At 44.9% G+C, this 26,231-nt stretch carries 22 protein-coding genes and 1 tRNA gene; 11 read left to right on the forward strand and 12 right to left on the reverse strand.

All coding sequences use genetic code 11. The features are described from left to right. Window positions 1-485 precede the first annotated feature (485 nt). The 9 genes from rny to SMSP2_RS10600 all read left to right on the forward strand — a co-directional run bounded on the left by rny (window position 486) and on the right by SMSP2_RS10600 (window position 11,612). Window positions 486-2,069, forward strand: a complete 1,584-nt coding sequence (rny, locus tag SMSP2_RS10560) for a ribonuclease Y (RefSeq protein ID WP_146683913.1) — start codon at window positions 486-488, stop codon at window positions 2,067-2,069. Between the two features lie 26 nt (window positions 2,070-2,095). Beyond that, a complete protein-coding gene (locus SMSP2_RS10565; RefSeq protein ID WP_146683914.1) occupies window positions 2,096-2,947 on the forward strand; it encodes a TIGR00282 family metallophosphoesterase in 852 nt (283 codons plus the stop codon). 19 nt (window positions 2,948-2,966) lie between these two features. Next, the gene (locus SMSP2_RS10570) at window positions 2,967-3,635 is read left to right on the forward strand and encodes an MBL fold metallo-hydrolase (RefSeq protein ID WP_186804683.1); all 669 of its coding nucleotides are present in this window, start codon (window positions 2,967-2,969) and stop codon (window positions 3,633-3,635) included. Between the two features lie 17 nt (window positions 3,636-3,652). Next, window positions 3,653-4,330: a deoxyribonuclease V gene (gene nfi / locus SMSP2_RS10575; RefSeq protein WP_146683916.1), complete on the forward strand. Its 678-nt coding sequence runs from the start codon at window positions 3,653-3,655 to the stop codon at window positions 4,328-4,330. Window positions 4,331-4,374: 44 nt separating this feature from the next. Next, on the forward strand, window positions 4,375-5,901 hold the full coding sequence (locus tag SMSP2_RS10580) for an Eco57I restriction-modification methylase domain-containing protein (RefSeq protein WP_146684896.1): 1,527 nt from the start codon (window positions 4,375-4,377) through the stop codon (window positions 5,899-5,901). Next, entirely contained in the window at window positions 5,885-6,838 is a 954-nt protein-coding gene (locus SMSP2_RS10585) for a BsuBI/PstI family type II restriction endonuclease (protein WP_146683917.1), read from the forward strand. Before SMSP2_RS10580 ends, SMSP2_RS10585 begins: the two co-directional genes overlap by 17 nt. Window positions 6,839-6,992: 154 nt before the next feature. Next, window positions 6,993-7,706, forward strand: a complete 714-nt coding sequence (gene pyrH, locus SMSP2_RS10590; protein ID WP_146684897.1) for a UMP kinase — start codon at window positions 6,993-6,995, stop codon at window positions 7,704-7,706. 89 nt (window positions 7,707-7,795) lie between these two features. Further along, window positions 7,796-8,317 (forward strand): ribosome recycling factor, encoded by a 522-nt coding sequence (gene frr, locus SMSP2_RS10595; RefSeq protein ID WP_222566331.1) that lies wholly within the window; start codon window positions 7,796-7,798, stop codon window positions 8,315-8,317. 85 nt (window positions 8,318-8,402) lie between these two features. After that, a complete protein-coding gene (locus SMSP2_RS10600) occupies window positions 8,403-11,612 on the forward strand; it encodes a hypothetical protein (protein ID WP_146683919.1) in 3,210 nt (1,069 codons plus the stop codon). Between the two features lie 22 nt (window positions 11,613-11,634). On the opposite strand, the gene SMSP2_RS10605 is transcribed toward SMSP2_RS10600, so the two are convergent. Further along, window positions 11,635-12,009: an STAS domain-containing protein gene (locus SMSP2_RS10605; RefSeq protein ID WP_186804684.1), complete on the reverse strand. Its 375-nt coding sequence runs from the start codon at window positions 12,007-12,009 to the stop codon at window positions 11,635-11,637. Between the two features lies 1 nt (window position 12,010). Beyond that, on the reverse strand, window positions 12,011-13,141 hold the full coding sequence (locus SMSP2_RS10610) for an AI-2E family transporter (protein WP_146683921.1): 1,131 nt from the start codon (window positions 13,139-13,141) through the stop codon (window positions 12,011-12,013). A 605-nt stretch (window positions 13,142-13,746) separates the two neighbouring features. On the opposite strand from SMSP2_RS10610, the gene SMSP2_RS10615 reads away from it, so the two are divergent. After that, a complete protein-coding gene (locus SMSP2_RS10615; RefSeq protein WP_146683922.1) occupies window positions 13,747-14,346 on the forward strand; it encodes a Maf family protein in 600 nt (199 codons plus the stop codon). A 96-nt stretch (window positions 14,347-14,442) separates the two neighbouring features. Further along, window positions 14,443-14,515, forward strand: a tRNA-Met gene (locus SMSP2_RS10620). A 151-nt stretch (window positions 14,516-14,666) separates the two neighbouring features. On the opposite strand, the gene SMSP2_RS10625 is transcribed toward SMSP2_RS10620, so the two are convergent. The 10 genes from SMSP2_RS10625 to SMSP2_RS10665 all read right to left on the reverse strand — a co-directional run bounded on the left by SMSP2_RS10625 (window position 14,667) and on the right by SMSP2_RS10665 (window position 26,055). After that, the gene (locus SMSP2_RS10625) at window positions 14,667-15,101 is read right to left on the reverse strand and encodes an OsmC family protein (protein WP_146683923.1); all 435 of its coding nucleotides are present in this window, start codon (window positions 15,099-15,101) and stop codon (window positions 14,667-14,669) included. 45 nt (window positions 15,102-15,146) lie between these two features. Then, window positions 15,147-18,233: an efflux RND transporter permease subunit gene (locus SMSP2_RS10630; RefSeq protein ID WP_146683924.1), complete on the reverse strand. Its 3,087-nt coding sequence runs from the start codon at window positions 18,231-18,233 to the stop codon at window positions 15,147-15,149. Next, the gene (locus SMSP2_RS10635) at window positions 18,230-19,516 is read right to left on the reverse strand and encodes an efflux RND transporter periplasmic adaptor subunit (protein WP_146683925.1); all 1,287 of its coding nucleotides are present in this window, start codon (window positions 19,514-19,516) and stop codon (window positions 18,230-18,232) included. Before SMSP2_RS10635 ends, SMSP2_RS10630 begins: the two co-directional genes overlap by 4 nt. A 16-nt stretch (window positions 19,517-19,532) precedes the next feature. After that, window positions 19,533-20,444, reverse strand: a complete 912-nt coding sequence (locus tag SMSP2_RS10640; RefSeq protein WP_146683926.1) for a universal stress protein — start codon at window positions 20,442-20,444, stop codon at window positions 19,533-19,535. A 12-nt stretch (window positions 20,445-20,456) separates the two neighbouring features. After that, complete coding sequence (locus tag SMSP2_RS10645) at window positions 20,457-21,902, reverse strand: TolC family protein (protein WP_146683927.1); 1,446 nt, start codon at window positions 21,900-21,902, stop codon at window positions 20,457-20,459. Between the two features lie 62 nt (window positions 21,903-21,964). After that, entirely contained in the window at window positions 21,965-23,299 is a 1,335-nt protein-coding gene (locus SMSP2_RS10650; protein WP_146683928.1) for a bile acid:sodium symporter, read from the reverse strand. Between the two features lie 44 nt (window positions 23,300-23,343). After that, window positions 23,344-23,742 carry a DUF6858 family protein gene (locus tag SMSP2_RS10655; protein ID WP_146683929.1) on the reverse strand — a complete coding sequence of 133 codons (399 nt, stop codon included), beginning with the start codon at window positions 23,740-23,742 and terminating at the stop codon, window positions 23,344-23,346. A gap of 114 nt (window positions 23,743-23,856) precedes the next feature. Beyond that, entirely contained in the window at window positions 23,857-24,177 is a 321-nt protein-coding gene (trxA, locus tag SMSP2_RS10660) for a thioredoxin (RefSeq protein ID WP_146683930.1), read from the reverse strand. A gap of 48 nt (window positions 24,178-24,225) precedes the next feature. Continuing rightward, on the reverse strand, window positions 24,226-24,396 hold the full coding sequence (locus SMSP2_RS14900) for a hypothetical protein (protein ID WP_186804686.1): 171 nt from the start codon (window positions 24,394-24,396) through the stop codon (window positions 24,226-24,228). Window positions 24,397-24,687: 291 nt separating this feature from the next. Continuing rightward, window positions 24,688-26,055: a sigma-54 interaction domain-containing protein gene (locus SMSP2_RS10665; protein ID WP_186804687.1), complete on the reverse strand. Its 1,368-nt coding sequence runs from the start codon at window positions 26,053-26,055 to the stop codon at window positions 24,688-24,690. Between the last annotated feature and the right edge of the window lie 176 nt (window positions 26,056-26,231).

Raw genomic sequence — 26,231 nt, forward strand, 5'->3', positions numbered from 1 at the left:
CACATTGCCGGTTACAATTATCCAACAGAACCATTATACCCGAAATTTAAAAAAATTTTAAAAATATGAGTATAAATTTTTAAAATTTTATAAAAAAACACCATGAGCCGGTGAGATTTCTCTTGATTTGGTTAGATTTCCCAATTATACTCTACGCGCGTTCGGCAGCTTTGAATTGTTGAAACTGCCGGTTAAACATAGATTTGTACGACAGGCACTGCGGAAGCAGAGTCGGAAAGCTGAATTTTGTTAAAGGATTTTGTTCCTTTTACATATATTTACAATAAATGCGTAAAAAAATGAGTAGTATTTCAATAAATCTTGCGGTAATTTCTAAAGGCTGCAACTTTCAAATATAGTTAAATCTACACCCAGATTGCGCATTGTATGCTATACCTGGTTTCTCCCCAGGCACGCTTTCCTCTCATTCCAAGTCTGCTTCAAATCTTAAATTTTGAGTAATAACAGACTTATGGAAGATAAATATGGATATATACAGCATTTTCGGAACCGTCCCAGTGACGGCACTCGTCGGAATTGGAACCGGCGTTGTCGGCTTTGCCGTAGCCGTTATCGGAAGATACTTTTATGACAAAATGAACGCGGCGAAAATCGAGGCCGAACACAAAAAATGGGCAGATGAAGCAAGAAAAGAAGCTGATAACATTATAAAAGCCGCGAAACTTGAGGCTTCATCAGAACTTATCAAACGCCGTGAAGAGAGCACCCAGGAATTTAACCAGATCCGCAACGAACTTCGTGAACAGGAAAAACGCCTGACTCGGCGTGAAGACGCCGCCCAGAGACTTTCTGAGCTCGCGGCGGAAAAGGAAAAACAGATCGAACTCTCCGAAAGGCGCATGAGCGACCGCCAGACAGCCGTCGATAGAAAAGAGAAACAGATCACCGAAATTATGAATGAGCAGAAGAAAAAACTCTTCCAGCTCACCAACATGAATGTCGATGAGGCCCGTGAATTGCTCCTGAAACGCCTTGAAGATGAGTGTGAATACGAGATGAACACGCTTATCAAGAAGAAAATCGAGGAGACAAACGACACAGTCGAGCAAAAAGCGCGGGAAATCATCAGCCTTTCAATACAGCGTTATGCGGCTGACCAGGCATGTGAAAACTGTGTGGCCTCGGTTGACATTCCCAACGATGACATGAAGGGCCGCATTATCGGCCGCGAAGGACGTAATATCAGGGCCTTCGAGATGGCTACCGGCGTTGACGTGATAGTCGATGACACGCCAGGTGTGATAGTAATCAGCTGTTTTGACCCGATTCGGCGTGAAACCGCCCGCCTTTCGATGGAAAAACTTATCCAGGACGGACGTATTCATCCAACCCGCATTGAAGAAATCGTCGCCCAGTCTCTCAAAGAGGTTAAGGCCAAGGTACTCCAGATCGGCAAAGAGGCCGCTGTCGAGGTTGATGTCCGCGGGCTCAATAACCGGATCCTCGAGAAACTCGGCACCCTGCACTTTAGAACAAGTTACGGCCAAAATGTTCTCCGCCATGATATAGAAGTAGCCTTCCTGGCACAGGTTATGGCAGATGAACTCGGCCTTGACGGCTCAGTCGCACGCCGTGCAGGTCTGCTCCATGACATCGGAAAGGCGATGGATCACGAGGTCGAAGGCGGCCACCCGGCGATCGGAGCCAACTTCCTGAAGCGGTTCAGTGAATCGTCAGTCATTATTAACTGTGTCGAGGCTCACCACGGTGATGTTGTGGCAGATAACCCATACAGCCCGCTTATCGCCGCCGCCGATGCCATTAGCGCTGCACGCCCGGGAGCAAGACGCGAAACACTTGAACGCTACGTCAAGAGGCTCGAAAAACTCGAAGAAATCGCCAGCAGTTTCCGCGGCGTAACAAACTGTTATGCAATACAGGCCGGCCGCGAGGTCAGGGTTATTATAGACGCCGAAAACGTCAATGACGAAGCCGCGACCAAGGTTGCCCGTGATATCGCCAAAAAGATCGAAGACGAAATGACCTATCCCGGCGAAATTAAGGTAACACTTCTTCGTGAACTGCGTTGCGTTGAGTACGCACGATAAACAACCGCTAAACCGGATACCCCACCATGAAAGTTAACATACTATGTATAGGCGATGTCGTAGGCAAACCGGGCAGGAACGTCCTTGCCGAGAAGCTGGCGGGCATTGTCAGCTCACATAGTATAGACTGCGTGGTTGTAAACGCGGAAAACGCGGCAGGCGGCTCGGGCCTTACCGAAAAGATATACAACAAACTTATGCGGTACGGGACTAATATTATTACCCTGGGCGACCACATTTTTAAAAAGCGGGAAATCATCCCGATACTGGAACGCTCGAATAACATCCTAAAGCCGGCAAACCTCTCCGAGCACGCATCCGGCAGGACATACGCCCTTTACCGGACAGGCAAGGGCCCTGTTGTCGGGGTTGCGACACTGCTTGGCAGGGTTTTTATGAAACCGGCAAACTGCCCCTTTGAAGCCATCGACAGACTGCTGCCCAAACTCAAAAACGAGGCGGATATTATTGTAGTTGAGGTTCATGCCGAAGCTACCAGCGAAAAAACTGCCCTGGGGTACTACCTCGACGGCAAGGTTTCACTCGTTTTCGGCTCACACACGCACGTCCAGACCGCCGACGAGCGAATACTGCCCGGCGGCACCGGATATATAACGGATATCGGGATGACCGGCCCGCATCAATCTGTTCTGGGACGCAACAGCGATAATGTAGTTAAGGCGATGCGGACGCAAATGCCTTACAAGTATGATGTTGCCACAGACGATGCCCGGATTTCGGGAATTATAGTCACCATAGACAGCAATACAAAACAAACTGAAATGATACGAAGAATACAGGTAAAAGCCGACACGCACAACGGCGCAGCCTATGACAGCGATGACGGCAAACCGGAGCCGAACGGCTTTTTCTACTAAAACACAAACAAAATTTAACATGATAATCGAAACAGTAACACAAGGCAGCTACCAGACAAACAGCTATATCCTGCGAGGCGATAATTCCAGCGAATGTGTCATCATTGACACGGGAATGGATAACAAAGAACTGCTGGCACGAATTGATTCGCAAGCCCTTAAACCAGAGGCACTTCTGCTGACACACGGCCATCTTGACCACATTATCGGGGTGCCGGATTTACGCGATAAGTACCCGGGTATCAAAGTATGCATCCATGAAAATGACGCCGCGGCACTCAACGAGCCGGAGAGGAACATGTCCGCACACAGCGCGATATACCGCAATTTCACTACCGCAGCGGCGGATATTATACTCGAAGACGGCAAGACATACAGCTTTGCCGGCATGGACTTTAAGGTACTTCACACCCCGGGGCATACGCCGGGCTGTATCTGTCTGTACTGTGAATCAGAAGCAGCTCTCTTTACAGGAGACACTGTTTTCGCAGGCTCTGTCGGAAGGACAGATTTCCCAGGATACGATACCAACGCGGCACATCAGCAGCTGCTAAACGCCGTCAGAGAAAAGGTATTCGCCCTTCCCGATGATACGAAACTCTATCCGGGCCACGGCCCCTCAACCACACTGCGTTGTGAGAAGAAGTATAACCCGTTTTTCAACGGCCAGGGATTTGATTATATGTAGCCGCCTGAAAGAGGCTTATGAAAATACGCGAACTTCATGGCTGGGATTTATCCCCCAAAGAGGCAGTCGCCCTGCAGAGACAGCTGGCGGGAAAGATTTCCCTGAATAAATTCCACGGTTCTGTAAACCTTGTCGCAGGGGTAGATTGCGCGTTTACAGATGCCGGCAAAACCATCCTGTGCTGCTGCTGTGTGGTTGACATAGCAAACTTTGAGACTATCGAGACGGTCAGAACTAAACTGCCGGTAAATTTCCCATACGTGCCGGGCCTGCTCTCGTTTCGGGAGGCTCCGGTTTGTATCAAGGCCCTGCGGCTGCTCAAAACCCTGCCGGATGCGGTCATCTTTGACGGCCAGGGAATCGCCCACCCCCGCCGGCTCGGGCTGGCAGCACATATAGGGCTCCTGCTCAACATCCCAACCGTCGGCTGCGCCAAAAGCCGGCTCTGCGGCGAATACAGAGAACCCGGCCCAAGTAAAGGCCAAAGCTGCCCGCTTCTGCAAAAGGGGGAGCCGACAGGAAAGGTGCTGCGGACGCGAGACAACGTCAGGCCCGTATTTGTTTCACCGGGGAACAACTGCTCGATCGACGATGCCGCGAAAATCACCCTCGCATGTTGCAGTAAATACAGACTACCCGAACCAACCCGCCGGGCAGACAAGCTCGTCGCGGAGTTCAAAAAGAATATTTCTTAATTATTCTTTGATTTAAAGTATCTATTTAATTATTATTTATAGTGATGCAGAGCAGCTTACTTCAAAAATCCGATAATCTCAGGCTCGCCGCGAATAAACGGCTAAACAAAATCAATAAGCTGAATTTTGCGCAGTATATGACCCCCTCCAGCACCGCTTCTTTTATGGCTTCATTATTTAAATTAAAACCAGGCCGGGTTTCTCTCTTAGACCCTGGCGCAGGTATAGGCTGCCTGAGTTCAGCTTTTATAGACAGGGTAATTTCAGAGAAAAACCACTCCAATATAGAAATCGACTCCTATGAAATTGACAGTTCAATAAAGGGTTATCTGCACGATAACCTTTTTGATTTCAGCAGTTACGCAAATACACACGCAATTGCAGTCAAATGGAATATTTATAATGTCGATTTTATCCATCAGTCTGTTGATAATATTCTTTCAAATAAAAGTTTGTGGAATCATAGCCTAAAGCAGTATTCTTACTGCATAATGAACCCTCCCTACAAGAAGATATCAAGCAATTCCCAGTACAGAAGAGAGCTTTCTGCCTTGGGAATAGAGACAGTAAATCTCTACTCGGCCTTTGTGGCTTTGTCAATCGAGCTGCTTGAAGAAAGCGGGCAACTGGTTGCTATAATCCCCCGCAGCTTCTGTAATGGGCCTTACTATAAACCGTTTAGAAGGCACATCTTAAAAAACACATCCATTGACCATCTGCATCTATTTAATTCCAGAAACAAAGCCTTTAAAGATGATAATGTTTTACAAGAGAACATCATTATTGCACTGACAAAACAAAAAATACAAGGTCCTGTCACAGTCAGTATCTCAACTGACGATACTTTCGATGACATTAAATACGAGAAATACAGTTTTGAAAATATAGTTCACCGTGACGACCCGGAATCATTTATTCATGTACCTTATGAATCAAATTACAGTAAACACAATATTTCCAAAATCATGAAATCAAGCCTGAATGAACTTGGAATTCAGCTGTCAACAGGCCCTGTAGTGGATTTTAGGCTAAAAGAACACCTAAGACTGAATCCTGAAAATGGCACATGCCCCTTGGTTTATCCCTGCCATTTTAAAGACTCAAGACTATACTGGCCAAAAGATGACTCAAAAAAACCAAATGCCATTGAGATTAACAATAAAACTCAAAAATGGCTTTACACTGCCGGCTACTATACTGTTGTTCGCCGTTTTTCATCTAAAGAAGAAAAACGAAGGTTAGTAGCAAGCGTTGTAGAGCCAGATATTTTTCCTAACTCAGAAGTTATCGCTTTTGAGAACCATTTGAACGTATTTCATGAGAATAAAAAGGGGATTCCGGAACTTATTGCCCGGGGGCTCTCTGTTTTTCTAAATTCAACTGCTGTAGATAATTACTTTCGCCGTTTTAGTGGACATACACAGGTTAACGCTACAGATTTGAAAAACTTTAAATACCCAAACAGGGAAACATTAGTCAAGTTGGGGAAATGGGCTAAAAAACAAAACCGGATCACGCAAGAATTGATTGACATCAAAATTGACGGGCTGATAAATGGGAACTATTCGTAAGACCAAGCACATTGAAGAAGCAATACTTATATTAAAAGATTTTGGTTTGCCCAAAGAACAGCAAAATGTACGCTCTGGTCTGTGCCTGCTGGCACTGCTGGATTTAAAACCTGCCGCAAAGTGGCAAAATGCTTCTAACCCTCTTATAGGCATTACCCCCATAATGGAATGGATGAAGTTTTATTACAACAAGGACTACAAACCAAACACTCGAGAAACCGTCAGAAGACAATCAATACACCAATTTGTACAAGCAGGCATAGCTCTCCATAATCCAGACCGGCCGGACAGGCCCGTTAACAGCCCTAAAGCAGTATACCAAATATCCCCGCATGTTTTAGAAACTGTAAAACATTTTGGTAAAACAACATGGAAACAAAAATTGCATGAGTTTCTAAATAAGAGAGAAACTTTGGTTCAACAATACGCAAGAGAAAGAAAACAGTATCTTGTAGCCGTTCAGATCAACAAAAAGAAACATATTCAACTTAGCCCTGGAATTCACAGCGAGTTAATTAAGGCGGTTGTTGAAGATTTTGGCGCAAGATTTGTTCCTGATGGGAAACTTATTTATGTTGGCGATACTGGAAACAAATGGGGCTATTTCGACGAAACTCTTTTGGCTGAATTAGGTGTTCAAGTTGATTCTCACGGGAAAATGCCTGATGTCGTAATATTTTGCCAAAAAAGAAAGTGGCTAATATTAGTCGAATCAGTTACAAGTCATGGTCCTGTTAATAGTAAACGACACATTGAGCTTGAAAAAATGTTTTCTAAGTCTCAAGCAGGAATTGTCTATGTAACTGCATTTCCCAGCCGATCTATTATGGCACGTTACCTTAATGACATTGCCTGGGAAACTGATGTTTGGGTTGCACAAGACCCGTCCCACCTTATACATTTTAACGGCGTTCGTTTTTTGGGGCCGTATAGTTAAATTACTCAACCAAAGGATAGGTTTTCCTGCGGAAATACATTGAAATAAGCGTAATGTTTGTTATAATTCGCTATAATATACTTTCGCAGTGTATCGGGCTGACGCGGCCTTCTGCGGAGTAAGTGTCTAATTCTATGCAGTATAATTGATTATGATGAAATACAAACGTGTTCTTCTAAAGATATCCGGCGAGAGCCTTTGTGAGCCGGGGGGATTCGGCATCGACGATGCCCAGACCCGTGAAATAGCCGAAATGATCGCGAAAGTCTGCAAAACAGGCGCTCAGGTTGCGATTGTAGTTGGCGGCGGGAACCTGCTCAGGGGTAAAACATTCTCAAAAGACAGCTATATACCCAGGGCAACCGCCGATTATATGGGTATGCTGGCAACGGTTATGAACGCCACGGCCCTTAGAGAGGGCCTTGCGATATCAGGTCAGCCCGCCCGTGTGCTAAGTGCAATCGAGGTGCCGGCGATAAACGAAAGATTCGTGCGGCGAAACTGCATCAGCTACCTCGAACAAAACAGCGTCACTATACTTGCAGGCGGCACCGGAAATCCTTTCTTTTCTACCGATACATGCGCGGCTTTACGTGCCGCGGAGATCGATGCCGATGTCATTATAAAAGCCACCAAGGTTGACGGGGTCTTTACCGACGATCCCGTAACAAACCCCTCAGCCGAGCTTATACCGAAAATAACTTATCAGGACATCCTACACAAAGATTTAAAAGTCATAGACCACGCGGCTATCAGTATCTGCCGCGAAAATAATATACCCATTCGGGTGATAAATATATTTAAGGAAAACAATATTTCTGATGTTCTCGCCGGCAAGGATATCGGCACCCTGATTTCAAATCAGTAAACTATAAAATATTATCAGATAAGAAATAACAGAATTTGGAGATCTAAATTATGCCTGTCAGAGCAATATTAAAAACCCACGAAGATAGCATGACTAAGACAGTTCAGTTTCTCGAGGATGAATTTCGCGGCGTCCGCACCGGACGCGCATCTACAGGTCTTGTAGAAAACATGAAGATAGATTACTACGGAAGCATGACTCCCTTGAAACAGATGGCGAGTCTTTCCATTGCGGAAGCTACACAGATACTGATAAAACCCTTTGATCCGTCATCTGTGAAAAATATCGAGAAGGCAATCAAAACCAGCGACCTCGGGCTTACCCCCATGGCCGACGGAGGTACGATACGCCTGCCGATTCCGCCGCTCTCAGAGGAACGCCGCCAAAAAATAGCCGCACAGCTCAAACAAATGGCTGAACAACAGAAAATAGCTATCAGAAATATCAGGCGGGACGCTAACAAACAGCTTGATGACGAGGAAAAAAGCAAGGTTATAACCGAAGATGACCGCGATAAGGGCAAGAAGGATATTGACGATATGACAAAAAAATATTCAGACCAGATTGACAATATCCTTAAAGATAAGATTAAAGAAGTTATGGAAGAGTAATATCTCTCTATGCGGTTATGACGTTGAATGGAATTAGCAGCCAACTCTTAAAAACTATAACTACACCATTAATCAAGGTGACCAAATGGACAATATAGAAAACAAACCAAAACGTCGTAAACCCACGCCAAAACCAAAAAAAACAAGTGAGGCTAATGACCATAAACCGAGCCTTGTGTTTGGCATTTTCAAGCTGCTCACAGTATTCTCTATTCTGCTGGGCCTTCTGATTTATTTTGGCGTCCCCTATGCTGTATCGACCGAACAGTTTAAAAGGTTCATCACGAATCGGGTTGATTCTGAGGGGGGAATGCTGCGTTATTCAGAGCTGAAATTCAGCTGGGTTAAAGGCATTGACATAACAAGCGTAACTTACTATGACCCGAAGGGAGAGCTAAGCGTTCAGGCTGCCCGGTTAAAGGGGCGTGTACTTTATCTGCCTTTATTCAAAAAGGAAATTGTTCTCAAGGATGTTGTTCTTGACGCTGCGGACGTTTCTGTAACAATTTTAACCCCCGAGCAGAATGAGCCCGCCGTTTACCAGGCCGGCGGGGCGAATAGCCCGCAGACCGTTATATGCGGCCAGGATTTCAAGTTCAGCCTGACTGGTCTTGCGGCGAAAGTCAAAAACTCCAGATTCAGAATAAACACACTTATAACAACCCAGGCTATTACTGATTTTAAGGTCGAGCTGCTCCGTTTTACCGGCGTTAATGCTGATATCAATATTGATAAACCCGGCAACCCCAGCAAACTTGATGTAACAATGAACATCATCGCCGATGAGCAAAGCTACCCTGTAAACTTGAAATCGGAATTCCTTACTCCCTCAAACGGAATCCCCGAGACGCTCAGCCTCCAGTGCAATATCGACAAACTTGACATGTCGGTTCTTCAGCCGGCAGCTACGGTACTCCAGATTCCGGTCAAACTTTCCGGTGTGGTTGATCTCAATATCAATACGAAGATGGAGAACAAAACCATCCGCCATTTCACAGCGAGCTCAAACAGCAGTGAGTTCAAGGTGAAATCCGAGGTTGAAAACATTAAAGACATTGAAATAGAGAGCATCACCGGTGATATATCACTGCGCGGCGACGAACAATTCCTCTATTTTGACAAATTTTACTGCTCCACGGATTTCGGTACGATAAATCTTGAGGGCAAGATACCTCAAAAGCAATTTGACCTCAAGACTATTTCAAATATCGGCAATTTTGCCCTCAACGGCAATCTCGATATTGACATCAAAAAGATGCTTGATACCTGCATGGTTATGGAACGGCCCGCAGGAAGTTTTACAGTTAAATCCGGCCGTCTGCTGGGTTCTTTTAAAATGGATAACCTGGATTCGGGAGTTTTAACCTCTTCAGAATTGAGCCTGAATGACTTTTCCGCCAGCTCTAACGGCGAACTGGTCAGGCTATCCAAGCCGGTACAGTTAGTCTCAAAGGTTAAGGTCGATTCAAAATATAAACTTGAAACGATCGAAGAGATGAGCCTTACAAGCGACTTTTTCGAAATAAAAAGCTCCGGCCCGGTCGAAGCGGCAAACTTCACTGCTGATGTTGACATCACCGGAATAAATCGATTCGTCCGTTTCGCAACAGGCAGCGATGATATGACTTTTGCCGGCAAATTCAACTCATCCGGAATCATTAGCCGCCAGAACGGCATGGCTAAATTTGACGGTTCGGCAAATATAAAAGACTTTAAAGTGCAGGATAAGATTAAAGACATCAGCATAATCGAACCGGATATACAATCCGCCTTTAAATTTTCCCTGCCCAGCGGCACATCCGCCGGTGAGGGCTGCTACGTTGAGGATTTCCGTTTGGAGCTGACAGCGGGAATGCTCAGGCTCTTCGATATGAACTTAAATCCCGACAGCAGCAGTCATAAGGCTTCCTTTAAGGCAGATTTGTCGCTGAAGAAACTTTTTGACTGGGCAAAACTAATCAAGCCCGAGCTGGCCGGCTATGTTGTAAGCGGAAAACTCAACGCCTCGGGAAAAGCGTCTGTAAATACTAATAAATACGCTGTTTTACTGGACAAATCGACCATTGAGGGGCTTTCGGTTATCTCTGAGGCAAAGACTCTTATCCAGCAGAAGAACATCTATGCCGACCTGGATGCTGAATTCGACGCTTTGAACAAGACCCTTAAAACCTCCAGGGGAGGGGTTGTCAAGCTGGATAATCTTGAAATGAATATCGCGGCTCTTAACCTGGGCAATGACGGAACTACCCAGTCTATCGATGCCGACATTACCGCAGATTATGACCTTCTCAAGCTAACAACTGATTTTATTAACTTGATACCTGAAAACATGAAAGCCCTAAAGGTTGCAGGTAAAGACCGGCTTGATTTAAAGCTCAAAGGCAGCTGGCCCGCCGCAGAGCCAAAAAAGATTCCTGATTCAGTCTCTGGAAACATTTCTTTCGGTTTTGACAGCATAAACTACAAAGGAATCAAAACAGGCGCAGCCAAAATCAAAGCCGCCATTGCTGCCGGCGTTCTCAATGTGGATCCTTTATCAGTGCCGGTAAACGAAGGCACGGTAAACGCCGATATTAAGGTTGATTTCAACAAAGAACTCTGGCCGCTGACGATAAAGACTCCTGTACGCCTGATCGATAATGTCTTCATAAGCGAGGAATCCGCCAGGGAACTGATGCAAAGACTCACGCCGCTCATTGCCACTTCGTCCAGATTGAGCGGCTATGTGACAGCTGACCTGACTAAATTTTCTATACCGCTTCAATCTGCGGACATGAATACCGCTGAAATTGAAGGATCCTACCGAATTAACAAAATCAAATTCAGTGCCGCACCGCTGTTTGACAGAGTTCTCAGTGCCTTTGGTCTTGACAGGCTGACCGCTCAGATAAATGTCCTACCGACAGATTTTGATTTCAATAAAGGCAGGATGAGCTATAAACGAATGATTATGGATGTTGACAATGTGCCTTTTGAGTTGTCCGGGGCTGTGGATTCAACTAAGAAGATGGATTTGCTGCTTACACTGCCCATAACCTTAAACGGCGAACTTGTCAGGACGAACCAGCTCCAGAACTCACAGAAGCGAGTCGAAGTGCCTTTGTCAGGTTTAATGAACAATCCTGATATTGAAGTTGAAGCCGTTCTCAAGCAGCAGGCTGCAAACCGCATAGATAATTTAATGAGGGATGCTTTAGGCGGAAGCGAGACCCAGAAACAAACCGGAGATGAAACTAATCCCGACACGACTGTTGAGGGCCTGATTAAAGAAGGCATCCGAAGTATTTTTGACTAAAAGAGGGCCCTGCCGGTTGTTGTTAGATTTCTTCAGCCGGATTTTTCTGGATTTTGTACAGATAGCTGTCCAGCTCATTTTTGTCTTCAAAGACATTGAGCGTAGGCAGCAGGTGGACAATTTCAAAGACTTTCTTAACCTGCGGCTGCATGTGCAGCATTATCAGCTCTTTATGGAGTCTGCTCAGATAGGTTTTAACCTTTATTATGATCCCAATGCCCGTGCTGGTTATAAGCTCAAGCTCTTTCATATCGAGAATCATCGTTTCAAAATCATGTTCCTTCAGCAATTTTTTTATCTCTTTGTCCAGCTCATGAGCCTGTTCAGAGTTAAGTCTGCCTTTAAGTGTTATTCTGACAATATGGTTTTCAAATCCGGTATTAAAGTTAAAAGCCATTTCAGGACTCCTCATTCTTTTGTTTTTCAGAATTATTCATCGGCATAGACTCGTCCATATCGGGGAATTGGCCCGCCATCAGCAAACCAAGCGGACGCAGTGTCTCAAACCGCATTATGACTATACGGATTATAGCTGTTATCGGTGCTGCAAGAAGCATCCCGATTATGCCCCACAAGAGTCCCCAGAAAGAGAGAGCCAGCAGTATCGTTACCGGATGCAGACTCAGCCCCTTACCCATCAGCTTGGGTTCAACGATATTTCCGATCGTTATCTGGATCGCCCCGGGTATTAGCACAACCACTGCCATCATCAAAGGATTCTCGTATTGCGCCAGAGCTATCGGCAGCGGCAGAAACGTGGCGATTATTGAGCCGAGATTGGGAATAAAATTCAGTATGAACACCAGAATTCCGAAAAATGACGCAAGCTCAAGGTTGCAGATGGTCAAAATCGCCCAGACCAGTATCCCTGTTACAAATGAAACAGCAAACTTTATCGATAGATATTTACTGATCTGATTACTGATGTCTGCGTATATTCCCTCGGGGATTTTATCCGGGTTATAACCGGCCAGAAGAAACATCAGAAATATCGCCACTAAAAATGAATTTGTAACAAAACCCATTAAAGTTCCAAACGATGTGGATATAAACGATGGTATCTTGTTTTTAAGCTGCTGGAGAACTTCGTCGGAGACCTGTTCTTTTTGTATGCCGAAACCGGAATTTTCCAGTTTTTCGGTGAGCATCTCAAGCATCTGAACAAACTTATCGCCGTAATCAGCCGCCTTGCCGGCAATTGTGCTCACTGTGCTGGCAAAAAAGAAGCACAGACCGGTAAAAATAAGCAGAACTATCACCAGAGTCAGCAGAACTGCCGCGAATCGTACCATCCTGAGCCGATACATCTGCCAGTCAATAAGAGGTTTAACCATTTGCTTTATAAACAAAGCAAGCACGAACGGTATCAATACCGTCTTTGCGTACTCAAGGGTAAACCCTATAGCAACAGCCGCTAAAATTGCAACAGCGGCAGTTGATATCCAGTTCTGTTCGAGCCGCAGCCGGGCGGCGGCTTCCCTGGCTTTCATTTTTTCTGTTTCTGCAGTGTTTTTATTTTTATCACTCATAGGTCTGTTCAATGTTAATGGAGGTAATTTACAATAAGTATCGTAAGCAGCGGCATAAAAATCAAGAAATATCCAAAAAAGTCTATTCACCCCCTAAGAATGCGGGCAGGTAAAACGCAAAATGAGCGTAAAATCGATTTTTGATGAAAAATATGACATTTTCTGCAAAAAACCCGTAGAATTACTAGTTGTTATGGTTTCCCTATTATGTTATAAACATACTCGGAATTATTTGGGTGTAAAAGTAAATCCCTTATTCGAGGTTCTTTAAAATAAGTTATACATATCATATGGGACATTACCCTTTGGCAAGTCTGGCATTACAAAAGCCTCCTAAACATTTGTCCAACAAATGGTCTCCTAAACCAGACAACCACTATGCCAGTCAGTGATGAGCGACCCACTTGTCATTGAAGGACTTGTCAATATCCATGTTCCATTTTGTGCTCCTTAAACCACAACCCTTCCCGGAGCGTCCTCCCCGGACGCTCCAATTTTTTGCGCTTTATTGGCGCTTTTCCCCCTCAATTATATTGCCAAATATGTTTGTTTATGTATAATTGCAGTTGTTATTTACACAAGTCTTTATTTAGTATGGAGAAACGATGAGTAAAAATAACGAACCGTTTATACTGGCTTCTTCATCGCCGCGCAGAAGCGAATTATTAAAAGAAGCCGGTTATGAATTTGAAGTCCTGCCCTCCGGCATTGATGAGAATGCCTACCCTGCAGACGGTTTGTCCGTTTTTGAATACGCCTCGATACTGGCCAAGGCCAAAGCCTTCGCGGTTGCACTTAAACACCCAGGCAGACTTGTCTTAGGCGCAGACTCTATCGTTCGACAGGATGACTCGATCATTGGCAAACCAGCAGATGCCAAAGACGCAGATTCTATTATACGCAGGCTTTTTGCCAGTCCGCATGAGCTGGTTTCTGCTGTCGCGTTTATCTGCATAGATACAGGCACAGAGCTTATAGACACTGATGTTACAACCGTTTATCCAAAGAAAATCTCTGAGGACAATATTGTTGACTATGTCAAAAGCGGCGATTGGAAAGGTAAAGCCGGCGCTTACGGCATACAGGACCCCCAGAGCGATAAGTTCATTGAACGCATAGAAGGCAGCTTTACAAACGTAATGGGCCTGCCGATGGAAAAGACTTCCCGATACCTCGACCGTCTGCTGCGGCTGAGGACGCAATGACCAATCTCTAATCCCCGCTGGAAAAAAAGTTAACAAAATGATTTTTTTTCATTGACTCTAAGGCTCAAGTTTATATACTTGCGATTCTTATCTTATTGCGGGGTAGAGCAGTTGGCAGCTCGTCGGGCTCATAACCCGGAGGTCGCAGGTTCGAGTCCTGCCCCCGCTATTTTCCATAAACCAACATAATAAAGGACTTACAGCAATATGGGTCCTTTATTTTTTGCCCCGAAAGTGCAAAGATATAAACTGAATCCTCCGATTATGCGGCACTTGCTTAACAACACGCCGGTTTTCCCGCTACAAGTGAAAAATCTGGGTCAACGGCTTTGACGGGGAAAGGTCAAACTGACAGAATATTCAACCGGGCAGGAAACCGAGTTTGATACCAGACAGTATTTTTCAGCTAAATTTGCCGCGTCTCTTATCTTGCTTTCAAATTCGCTGTTTAAGGCCTCGACCTCTGCGACAACGGAGACACTGGTAAACCTTAAGCCTTGCTTGGTTTTTTCGACAGTACCTTCCGCATTTGATTTATAGCTCAAGATCTCTATCTTGAATTTATCAAGAAAATGAAAAAATACGAGCATTATGCAGCTGTTAATGGATGCCACAAACAATTCTTCCGGATTCAACGTATCCCGACTGCCTCCATACTCTACGGGAGCACCAACCGCAATACTGTCAATCCCGCTCATTGAAGTCATAGCTTTTTCTCTTGCGTTCTTCGTAATAGTGTTCTTAAACAATTCCATATACAGCTCTCTTTTGGGTTTAAATATAACAATTAAAATCCATATTTATACAGCCTCACTTCTGACTGTACTGCCGCGAACCATGCCGTAAGCTGCCGGCAGAAACAGCAATGTTAACAGCAGTGAATACAATAATCCGCCAATAACGGCGATGGCCATCGTAACGAGCATGCCGCCTTCCTCGCCGAGGTTCATTGCCAGCGGCACCAGCCCCAGAACAGTGGTTAACTGGGTCATTAATATCGGGCGGACACGAGTTGGGGCCGCTTTACGAATCGCCTCCAATGGTGCCATTCCGGCCTGACGATACTGCTCAGCTAAGGTCAGCAGCACCACACCCTGCGAGGTGATTCCGCCCATCATTACAAGAATTCCGATCTGGACAGTAACCCCGACAGGCTCTCCGGCCATCAACAGCGCGATAAGGGCTCCCGTCAGTGCCAACGGAACATTCAGAATAATAAGGAAAGGCAACACAAAGGATTCATACTGAATGGCCAATATTACATAAGCAAATAAGGTGGCAAAACCGATTATCAGGCCCACTACGCGGCGACTTTCCTGGATAAACCGGGCCTCGCCGCCCATAGAAATCTCGACACCTGAAGGCGGCTCCAGATCAACAGCAACCTGCTCAGCCCTGGCAAGGGCCTCACCCACACTGACGCCGGCCGGGTCAGCACGGACAATGACTCTGATTACCTGGTCTTCACGGGAGAGTTCAACAGGCCCGACAGCTCGACGAACCTCTGCGATGTCCCGCAAATAAATCGGTTCACCATTACGCGTTTCCATGATCAGGTTTTCCAGATGTTTTTTGCTGGTAAGCGATATCTCCGGCACCATAACTCTAATCGGATAATATTCTGTTCCTTCACGATACTGGGTACTTACTATACCATGAACCAAGGTGCGTAATGTCGCCGCAACTTGATCAACAGAAACACCCATTGCAGAGGCACGGGCGCGGTCTATGTGCACGCGGTACTCAGGTTTTGTCATATCCATCGAAATGTTCACGCCGGATAATCCCGGTGTCTTAGTTAGTTGAGATGCTAATTTCTCAGAAAATTCATAGAGCATTACAACATCACTTCCCTTGATATTCACTTCGACATCCTGTTCGCCGACTTTTCGGAGACCTTTGATGGGTCTTTGTTTAACCGGCAGTTTTGCACCAGGCTCCTGCGACTGTACTTTGGCTACCAACGGCTTGATCTTCTTAACAAACTCTTCTGTCGTGATGTCCCGCCGGCTTCGCGGCACAAGCTGGATATCCAGCTTTCCTTCGTTACTTACCTCAAGGGTATAAAGCCCAAAAATTCTGCCGCCGGAAAGACGGAAAGTGCTTTGTACTTCAGGTAAATCTCCAATCTGATTATCTACCCGTGTAAGAATCCGGTCAACCTCAGCCAGGGATGATCCGGCCGGCATCATGAGTTTAACCATGACTCTTCCGTCATCCAGCTTGGGTAAGAACTCTGTCCCAGACCGAGACGCTAACCAAATACTTATGGTAAAGATTATCAGTGTCAAAGCTACAACAAGCCACTTGAGCCGTAAACAACCGCCCAGCAGTCGCTCATAACTTCGTATTCCAAATCCAATTACGTGGTCGAAAATTCTGGCTATCGTCGAAGTCCGTCCGCTTTTTTCGCTTCGCAGCAATCTATCGGTCAGTAACGGTGTAAGGGTCAGGGCGATCAGCAGCGAAACCACGACGACCCCGCCCACGACAAAAACCAGCTCACTCAGCAGTTCGGCAACCATGCCGGGGACAAACACAAATGGCAGAAATATTGCAAGAAATGTAAGAGTCGCAGCCACAATTGCAGAACCAACCTCTTCTGTGCCGCGATGGGCATAGTCTTTTACTCCGTCAGACTTTAACCGGGTGATATTTTCCATAACAACAATGGAATTGTCCAGGATCACTCCTAAAGCAACCACCAGCCCTCCCAGGGAGAACACATTTATAGAAAAGTTAGCTGCCTTCATCACACCAAAATTAATCAGTAGAGTTACCGGCAGTGCCACCATCATCACAACCACCTGCCGCCATCTTCCCAGGAAGAGATATACCACAATAACAACTAAGATCGCGGACAAAATGGCTGAATCACGTACACTATTGACAGAATTTCTAACGTAGAGACCATCGTCTTCTACGTAACCAAACTCAATGTCTGCCGGGATATCACCGCTGTTCCGCAGTTCTTCCAAACGAGCTTTTACTCCTTCTGCAACGGTAACTGCGTTAGCAGCATATTGTTTAAGCACTTTGAACTCTACGCAGGGCTTGCCGTTAAAATGTGTATTGATCCGCATTTCTGCATGGGAATCTTCTACACGGGCAACATTCCTTATATACACCTCTTCCCCGTTAGAATCTCTGGCTACGACAATATCTCTTATCTCCTCAAGATTTTCAAACTCTCCCATAGTGCGGGCGATAATCTCTCGAGGTTCAATGGTGACACGGCCGGCAAATGTTTCGAGATTTCCCTCATAGAGAGCTTTGGCAACCTGCGACGGAGAAAGCTTGTAGGCCTGAAGACGTTCCGGGTCAAGGTGAACACGAATTTCGCGTTCCATTCCTCCGACAACCTCAGCTCCGGCCGTTCCTTGAACAGAAGCCAGTCGATCTATAAGCCAGTTATCCGCCCACTCGCGAAGCCAGACAAGGTCGTGCTCGTCCGATGTCAGCATCACTTCAATTACAGGCAATTGCGACGGATCGGCTTTGATGATGACAGGAGGATCCATGTCACGGGGCAATTTCTTTGTGACCCTGCCCATGGCAGCCACCACATCCTGAAAAGCCACTTCAACATCCACACCATAGGAAAAATTTGCCAGCAGCGTGTACATACCTTCTATACTGGATGATTCAATGTAATCGAGATTATCGACGGTAGCTATTACCTCCTCCAGCGGATCGGCTATGTTGTTCTCGATATCATCAGCTGTAGCACCGGACCACCAGATATGGATTTTTACCATAGGATAGGAGACATCCGGTAAATAATTCACATCAAGCTGCGTGAGGCTAAAAAGACCGGCGGCAAAGGTCGCAACAACTAATACGGTAACCGCTACGGGGCGTTTGAGTGCAATATCTGTTATCTTCATTGTTTCTCTTCTCCTGATATTTTCTCAGTGGTTGCAGTCGATGAAGTATCGCCCACCTGAACTGCGGCTCCATCCTTGAGATTCAAGTTGCCGGCTACAACAACGATTTCACCGCCTTTCAAGCCTTCGGTGATCTGTATATACTCTTGTTGCTCCAACCCTGTCTTAACTTGTCTCATGTGGGCTTTGCCATCTTCAATAACATAAACGATCCTGCTGCCTCTGGGGGTTGCTATTATGGCTGAATCAGGAACGACGAGGGCATCATCGACCACACGGCCCTGCACCGATACTCTGGCAAAAAGATGGGGTATCAGCTCGACCGGTTCAACAATCTTCAGCTCAATGATACGAGTGCGGGATTCCATTTCGATGCGTGGGTAAACCCTCGCGATTTTTGCATTAAATGTCTTTCCTGGAAACGCATCCAGCCGCACAACAGCTTCAGTCTCTTTGCGGATCTGGGCAGCGCTGCTTTCCGGCAGTCCCGCCCGAACCACCAGAGATGATGTGTCCATCATTTTGAGTAACTTTGCCCGAGGCGTAGCCAGGTCGCCCGGCCGAACATATACCTCCGTAATAATGCCGGGAAACGGAGATGTAAGAAAACATTCATCAAGTTTTGCCTGAGCAAGAGCCAGCTTTGCAGCTGCCTCATCTACATCAGCCTGTGCCACCGCAATCTCTGTTTTTGTCGGCCCGGCTTCTAGCATGGACAGCCTTTCCTTAGCGGCCCCTAACTGTGTATGGCATTTTATGTAATCGACTCTCGCCTTCTCGGCCATTTCACCAGGCAGAGAACCGTTTTCAACAAGCGACTTGATCCGGTCTAAGTCTTTTTTTGCAAAATCCGTGCAATCCTCAAAATGCCGAACAGATTCTTTTGCCTCAGCGATCTCTTCCGGACGTGCACCGGCCATAAGGTCAGCCAGCCTTGCTTCGGTTACGGCCAGTGCCGCCTGAGCCGCTGCTACCTCCTGGCGATACAAAGGCCGGTCAATTTCAATCAGCTTCTGCCCGGCCTTCTCCACAAAATCTCCTTCCCGCCAGGGGCAATAAGCTATCGGCCCTTCAACGGTCGCCTCCAGAGTCATTGTATTTGTCGCAACAACATCACCCGTAGTCTCCAGAATCTCTACTATGCGTGTCTTTTCCGCTCTGGTAACCTCTACAAACGGAGCTGTTTTGGTTTTACCGGCTGTACTTTTATCCTTGCAGCCGTTTAATCCGATAAAAACAGCTCCACAAACCATGGTTATCAATATATGTTTTAAAATTGTCACTTGTTATCTCCTTGGATTATTTGATGTTACAGCTTTCTTTAGTTGGATCAGCACCTTCAATTTGTCTGGGAATCAATAAGACAGGGGACTGCGAATGACGTATTACATTGTGGCTGACACTGCCCAAAAATATCTCGCTTATAAATCCCCGTCCATGGCTGCCCATGATCACGGCACTCACATCTGTTCCATTTATTCTCTTTAATATCTCACTGACCGGCGAGCCGTAAGGAATTTCAATATCTATTTCAGCATCACCGATTTTTACCAATCTTTTTTTCAGCTCTTCTAGCCGTTGTTTATCAATCTCATTAAATTCATCCAATCTGTCCTTAAGGTGAATACCCAGCCGGGCTTGATCTTGAACGTGCAAAAGGGTTACATGAACAGTACCGCACTCAACAAATTTACATACATACTCGAACGCCAGAGACGAATGTTCTGAAAAATCTGTTGCATATAAAATGTGATGTCTCAAATTTTTATTGTTATCCGCATAAAGCGGTTTTCCGGTCTCTTCATCCGCCTTCAAATGAATGATTAGAACCGGTTTTTTTGTCTGATGTATGATTTCTGCAGCAGTGCCTCCCAATAAAATCTCATTGGCTAAATTGTGGCCGTGTGATCCGGCTACAATAAGGGAGCAGTTTCGCTTCTCTGCAATTTTCGGAATCTGCTCGCCGGCAAGCCCAAGTTCTGCAACTACTGTTGTTTTAATTCCTTTACTTTCCAGAATCTCTTTTTGTGTATCTAACGAAGACACAATAGAGTCTTTTATTTGATCGGGGAAAGCGACTTGCTCCTTAATCATAAAACACTGAGCAAGAACACATTCACGGGTGCCAAGCATATACAAAGCATCGGCGCATCCCAGAGTGGCGTAAGAGGACGGCGATGAATCTGTAGCAATGAGAACTTTAGAAAACATAATCACACTCCATTAAGGGTTAACATCATCTCCACATGGCAATCCCGCTGCCTGGCGGAACTGGGCTATCGCTGTGTTGCAGTCAGCCAGGGCACGGTAATAATTCATCTGAGAGCTCAGAAGAGCCGACTGGGCATCAAGAACATCGACAATCGCCCCCTTGCCCAGGTCATATTTTTCGCGTTCAATGCGCAGGGATTCTTTTGCCATCTCAACCGCTTTTTCCGTTACACCTACCCTTGCCCGCGTGGATTCTATATTTGAGGCGGCGGTTTCTACTTCGACCTGAATCTGAAGTTTCAATCTTCTTAAACTCTCTTCAATAGATCTCAACCGGCTGCGTTCACGCCTGATTCCCGCATCAATCCTTCCGCCTTCAAAAAGCGGCATCTCTGCGAAGAGACCAACCGAACCAACCTCGTTGTCTTCATCAAAATCATCTGAATCCCATCGGCTTCCATAGGAAGCTCGAAGAGAGATCTCGGGCAATCTTCGGGATTTGGCGACATCAAGCATTTTACGCTGAACATCCACCCTTGATATTAATGATTGATAATCCTGTCTGTATGCCATTGCAAGTGTGAACCCACGGTCAAGTTCATCCGGTATGTCACCGAGTATCAGCTGCCCTTTGATATCGAGAACCTCAGTTTCCGTATCGCAACCAAGCAAACTGGTTAATAAAAATCTTTGAATATCAAGCGTATTACGCTCACGAAGCAATTGCTGTTCAATATCTGCAAGCCGGACTTCGGTTCGCAGCAAATCAACATGTGCGGCTTTTTGTGCTTCCATTAATTCTTTGGTCCTTTTAAAATGCTCCCGGAGTGTTTCCTGAGAAAAGATCAGCGAATTGATAACCTCCTTCTGGCCGAGCATCGAATAAAATACACTTGTAATATTGAAGACAAGCTCCCTTTGGCTGTGAGCCAGTTGATGTTGAGCCGACTTGGCAAGCAAGTCAGCCGCCTTGACCTGATTTTGAAGACGCCCGCCTGTGTATAAAGGCATGTTCAATACAATATCTCCGGAGACTAGGTCGTCGGTGAATTGTAACACTTCTGAGGTTCCGGGCCTTCTGGGCTGAATCAGTCTATCTTCTCTAAAATGTTCATATCCGCCTTCTGCGCTAATAGTTGGCCATAAGGCTCCTTCTGCGATATCCTTACCTGCCAGAGAGGTCTCGGTATCCCATTGTCTCTGCATTATTTCAGGGTTATTTTCAAATGCAGTTTCAAGGCACTGCTCAAGAGTTAATTCTAATCCACACTTTTGAGCAGCAGAAACATCTTGTGAATCAGATACGTTGTCATAAGACTGACCTTTTAGAGTTTCCTTAAGCGGCTGTTTGAGCTTGACTGTTTCCGGTTTGCGGTAAATATCCTGATTACCTGCTGTGCAGCCGGATCCCTTGATTACTGCAAGTACTGTTAATGTTATGATAAATGTATTTTTCATTAGAAAACCTTTTGTCAGTAATGACGTTCAAATGTTGAAAAACATCAATTGTTTGAAAGCATTTATACGCTGTTATGTAAGATATCCATTTCTGTCAACACACCAGTAATATTCCCTTTTTTATCTGTCACAATGACTTTGTATTCATGTTTTCTCTTCATTTTCTGGGCTATTTCTGATATTGGAGCGTCATACCTGATGTTGAGCACAGGCATAAGCTCTACCTGATCAAGCCTTCTATCAAGTGACACTTGATCCGCCAAAAGATTGATAAGCGATTCAGCAGTCAGCACTCCTGCTGGTTTATTATCATCTGATAAAACGATTATTGAATGTATATGTTCCTCATCCAGCATCTTTATCGCATCATGTAAAGTTGCTTTATTATGAAGGGCAAATACACCTACTGCCATAATGTCCTGAGCTGTTTCTTCAGGTGTTTTACCAAATATTTTTGGAGTAAACTTAATATACCATGCAGCAGACTGAACCTGAATGATATAGGCAATGGCTATGATCAGAGCTATATCAGAGCCCTGTTTCCCAAAAACAGTCATAGCAATAGCCAGTGCGATAGAGAGATTCCGCATCACCGTTCCGTAAACCAGAGCAATTGCATCCTCTCGAGAAAAAAGCAGTTTCCCGACTAATGTACTGATAGAGAAGTTGACAAAATAGAGTATTATCAGCGGCACCAGGGACATCAGAAGCAATGAAGGCTGTGATATAATTGTTTTGGATTTTATTGCCATCGCAACAAATACAATACCTAAGACACCTATGGTGGAAATCAGGGGAAACTTCTTTTTAATGTCTTTATGATATTTTGCTTCACCGTATCTCTTGATAATGAACCGCTGAGTTGAATAGCCGGCAACCATTGGAAGAAAGACAATAATTGCAATCTGTTTAAACACATTTAAAAGTGGAATTTCAATAACAGCCCCCATTAACCACTTGATATAAAGCGGTGTTGCCAGGGAACCCGCAATAAGACCAATGACAGTCATCTTAATGGCTGCATTGATATTGCCTCTGGCAAAGCCCGTCCACGAAATCGTCATACCGCTTGTTGGAAGCAAAGCCGCCAGAAGCAAGCCAAGGGCTATAAGCGGACTGTCTGAGAAAAAGAGCTTACCAATACCGAAGGCAGCGAATGGAATTATCGCAAAGTTGATGAACTGCGTAACCAGCTGAACCTTCACGTCACCTCCAGAGAATACTTTTTTGATCTGGAGATTTACCATCATCGGATAAACCATCAAAAACGTCAATGGCACAATAAAGGTCTTTAGGAAAGAGGCATCATAATAATAACCGTAAATAAGACCTAATATCATGCAGGCAGGGATATTATAAACTAAATATTTCTGAGCAAATGCTATTTTATTCCACATATATTAACTCCGGGCGTAAAAAACGATTCCAATAAACATCTATTTTAAGCCGGTACAGCTTTGATATCGCTGACCCACTTGATCAGTATTTCTGTCAGCAGCGGATTCGGTGCTTCAAGAAAAGAAACAACATAGTGGGTATCGGTCTCGCAGATACCGATCGCCCTGGGCCGGACAGATAAAACCCTAGGGTCTGTAAGTTTTTTTCCAAAACAGAACAAAACCACCTTGGCCGCCATTATGGCTTTGTCAATAAGCCCCTCATCAATTCCAACAGTATGTTCATAATGGTCAAAAGTGCTGACATATCTGGCAAATGGATGGTTTTCGATTTGATCGCAGAAATACGAACAAATCTCATCGACATTCTGAAAAGCAACATGAGTTTTTGGAAATTCTTTTGAGTAGATTGGATATGTATCTTGAAAATGGCATTGTTCCATTGATTCATCCTTATAATCAGGCCTTAATTACTTTATTAATTATTCATTACTGAGCTTAACGGCGAAATAAACACTGCGTCTCTCCACAGGTATTTATTCGCAAAGCCGCGGTTTTTACGACTGAGCAGTTATTGCATTTGCCAGGCTTTCTCCTGACTGTACGCCGACAAAACGCCGGACTTCACGCCCGTCTTTAAACAGGATCAGGGTCGGTATAGCCTGAATCCCATATTTCATCGCAACATCTTCGGCTTCATCCACATTCACTTTTAGAATTCTTGCCTCATCTCTGGTTTCCGCGGCCAGTTCTTCTAATATCGGCACCTGCATTTTGCAGGGACCGCACCAGGGCGCCCAGAAATCTACCAGACTAATTCCCTGTTCAATGATTTTTCCAAAGTTATCTGAATTAGCTTCTATAACTAAATCTGACATATTGACTCCTGAAATAATTTTTTTTCAATAACTGCTATTACGGGCTGCTTAGTCCTTACAAACCTCAGGCACTTCACCTGCGTAATCATACATCTTCTGATTTTGTTCATACGCCGTACGGCATTCATCGCTTGTTTCTCGGGATTCCTGACATCCGGAAATAAAAAACAAGGCCAGAAAACCAACAGCGACCAAAATGGATATATTTACTGTTTTCACAATATCTCTCCATATATTAAAGTTTCGTTGTTTTTTAAGCGGCATAATATCAACATCTGGATTCGTGAAAAACTTGTACCGAATACCGTTGTTAAATCAGCCTATTTAAATAATTCAAAGCTGACTGATAGAGTTGCAAAAGGTATGCCAGAAAACTAAAAAAAGACCTGCATTGTCACAGGTCCATACAGATAAAGTGGTTAGATAAATGAGTGGAGCGGGGAATATATTTTGTGAAGCTCTGGGTATGCGCAAACCAATGCAGGAATGCGCATACTAAATGAAAGAAGTTTACAGTCCGAATCGGCGCAATTTCTTATACAAACCGGCCCTGGTTATACCTAACATCCGGGCTGCCTGCGATTTATTGCCTTCAGCTTTGGCTAAGACTTCTTCTAACTTTGATCTTTCGTCAAAATCTCTTGTCTTAGCAGATTTAACTTTGGAAAAAGGTTTGTTTGGCCCTGTTAAAGTTGCAGGCAAACTATCGAATGTGATAACCTTCTGACTGCTGGTGGTAACCGCAAAAGCGTGTTCTATTACATGTTCAAGCTCACGGATGTTTCCGGGCCAATTATGATTTATAAACCGATCCATCGCTTGGGGAGAACAGCCCTCTATGCTTTTGTTATATTCCTCATTGAACTGACTTATAAAATGAGAAATTAAATCCTGCAGATCTTCTTTACGCTCACGTAACGGCGGCACATTCAACTCAACAACATGCAGACGGTAATAAAGGTCATCTCTGAATTGGCCGGTATTAACTAAATCTGAAAGTTTCTTGTTGGAAGCTGCTATTACCCGAACATCAATTGGCCTTGGCAGACTCTCGCCAACCCGCGTAACCTCCTTTTCCTGCAGCACCCTCAAAAGCTTAACCTGTGATGAAAGCGGCATTTCTCCAATTTCATCCAAAAATAGAGTGCCGCCAAACGCAGTCTCAAAACATCCCTCCCTGTTTTCGACCGCACCCGTAAAAGCCCCTTTTCTGTGCCCAAACAACTCCGCTTCTAAAAGCGATTGTGTCAAAGCACCACAGTTTACTGCGAGGAATATCTTATCCGACCTGTTGCTTTCGGAATGTATTGTCTTAGCTACTAATTCTTTACCGGTTCCGGTTTCTCCTTCAATAAGGATGTTTGCGTCATTCTTAGAGACTACCTGGATCAATTCATAAAGCCTTTGCATCTTTTCAGAGCGTCCGACCATTTGTCCGAATTTTCCGCGTCTGGCGATTTCATGTTTGAGAAGACGGATCTCTGTTCGGGCCTGCTTGATCAGGCTCACATCAATCAGTGCTTCAATTGCGCCGATAATCTGATTCTGATCATCAAAAACAGGACGGCTTTTTCGCATCACAGGAACAACAGAACCGTCTTTTTTACGCATTTCGCATTCCACCTCTCCGTAATTGCCGCCGGAAAGCAATGGACAGAATGTTTTGCGTGTTTCAGGGTCTTGATTGGCACAGATATTCAACCTTAATTTTTCGCAGGTTTGGCCGACTATCTCAGATTCATTGTAGCCTGTTATTTCTTCTGCCGAGTTATTCCAGTAAATAACCTGATGGTTCTGATCAACCATAAAGACAGCGCAGGGTACTGTTTCCAGAAGTGCTTCTCTGAAATAATGGTTGATTTTGTCAAGTTTTTTCATAACTTTCATTCTTTAAAAGTATTTATCAGCTGTGAACTGTCCTGGGAACTGTCACCGTTCAAATAAAATTAACATTATTTTACTCATTGTCAACGTGATTCCTGCCTGATTGAAAGTGTTAGCGAGAAATTAGATGCATCTGGGCTATTCATACCCCTAAAGTTTACACGAAAGAA

Origin of the sequence: Limihaloglobus sulfuriphilus, assembly GCF_001999965.1 — a bacterium.
In the GTDB taxonomy this organism is placed as follows: Bacteria; Planctomycetota; Phycisphaerae; order Sedimentisphaerales; family Sedimentisphaeraceae; genus Limihaloglobus; species Limihaloglobus sulfuriphilus.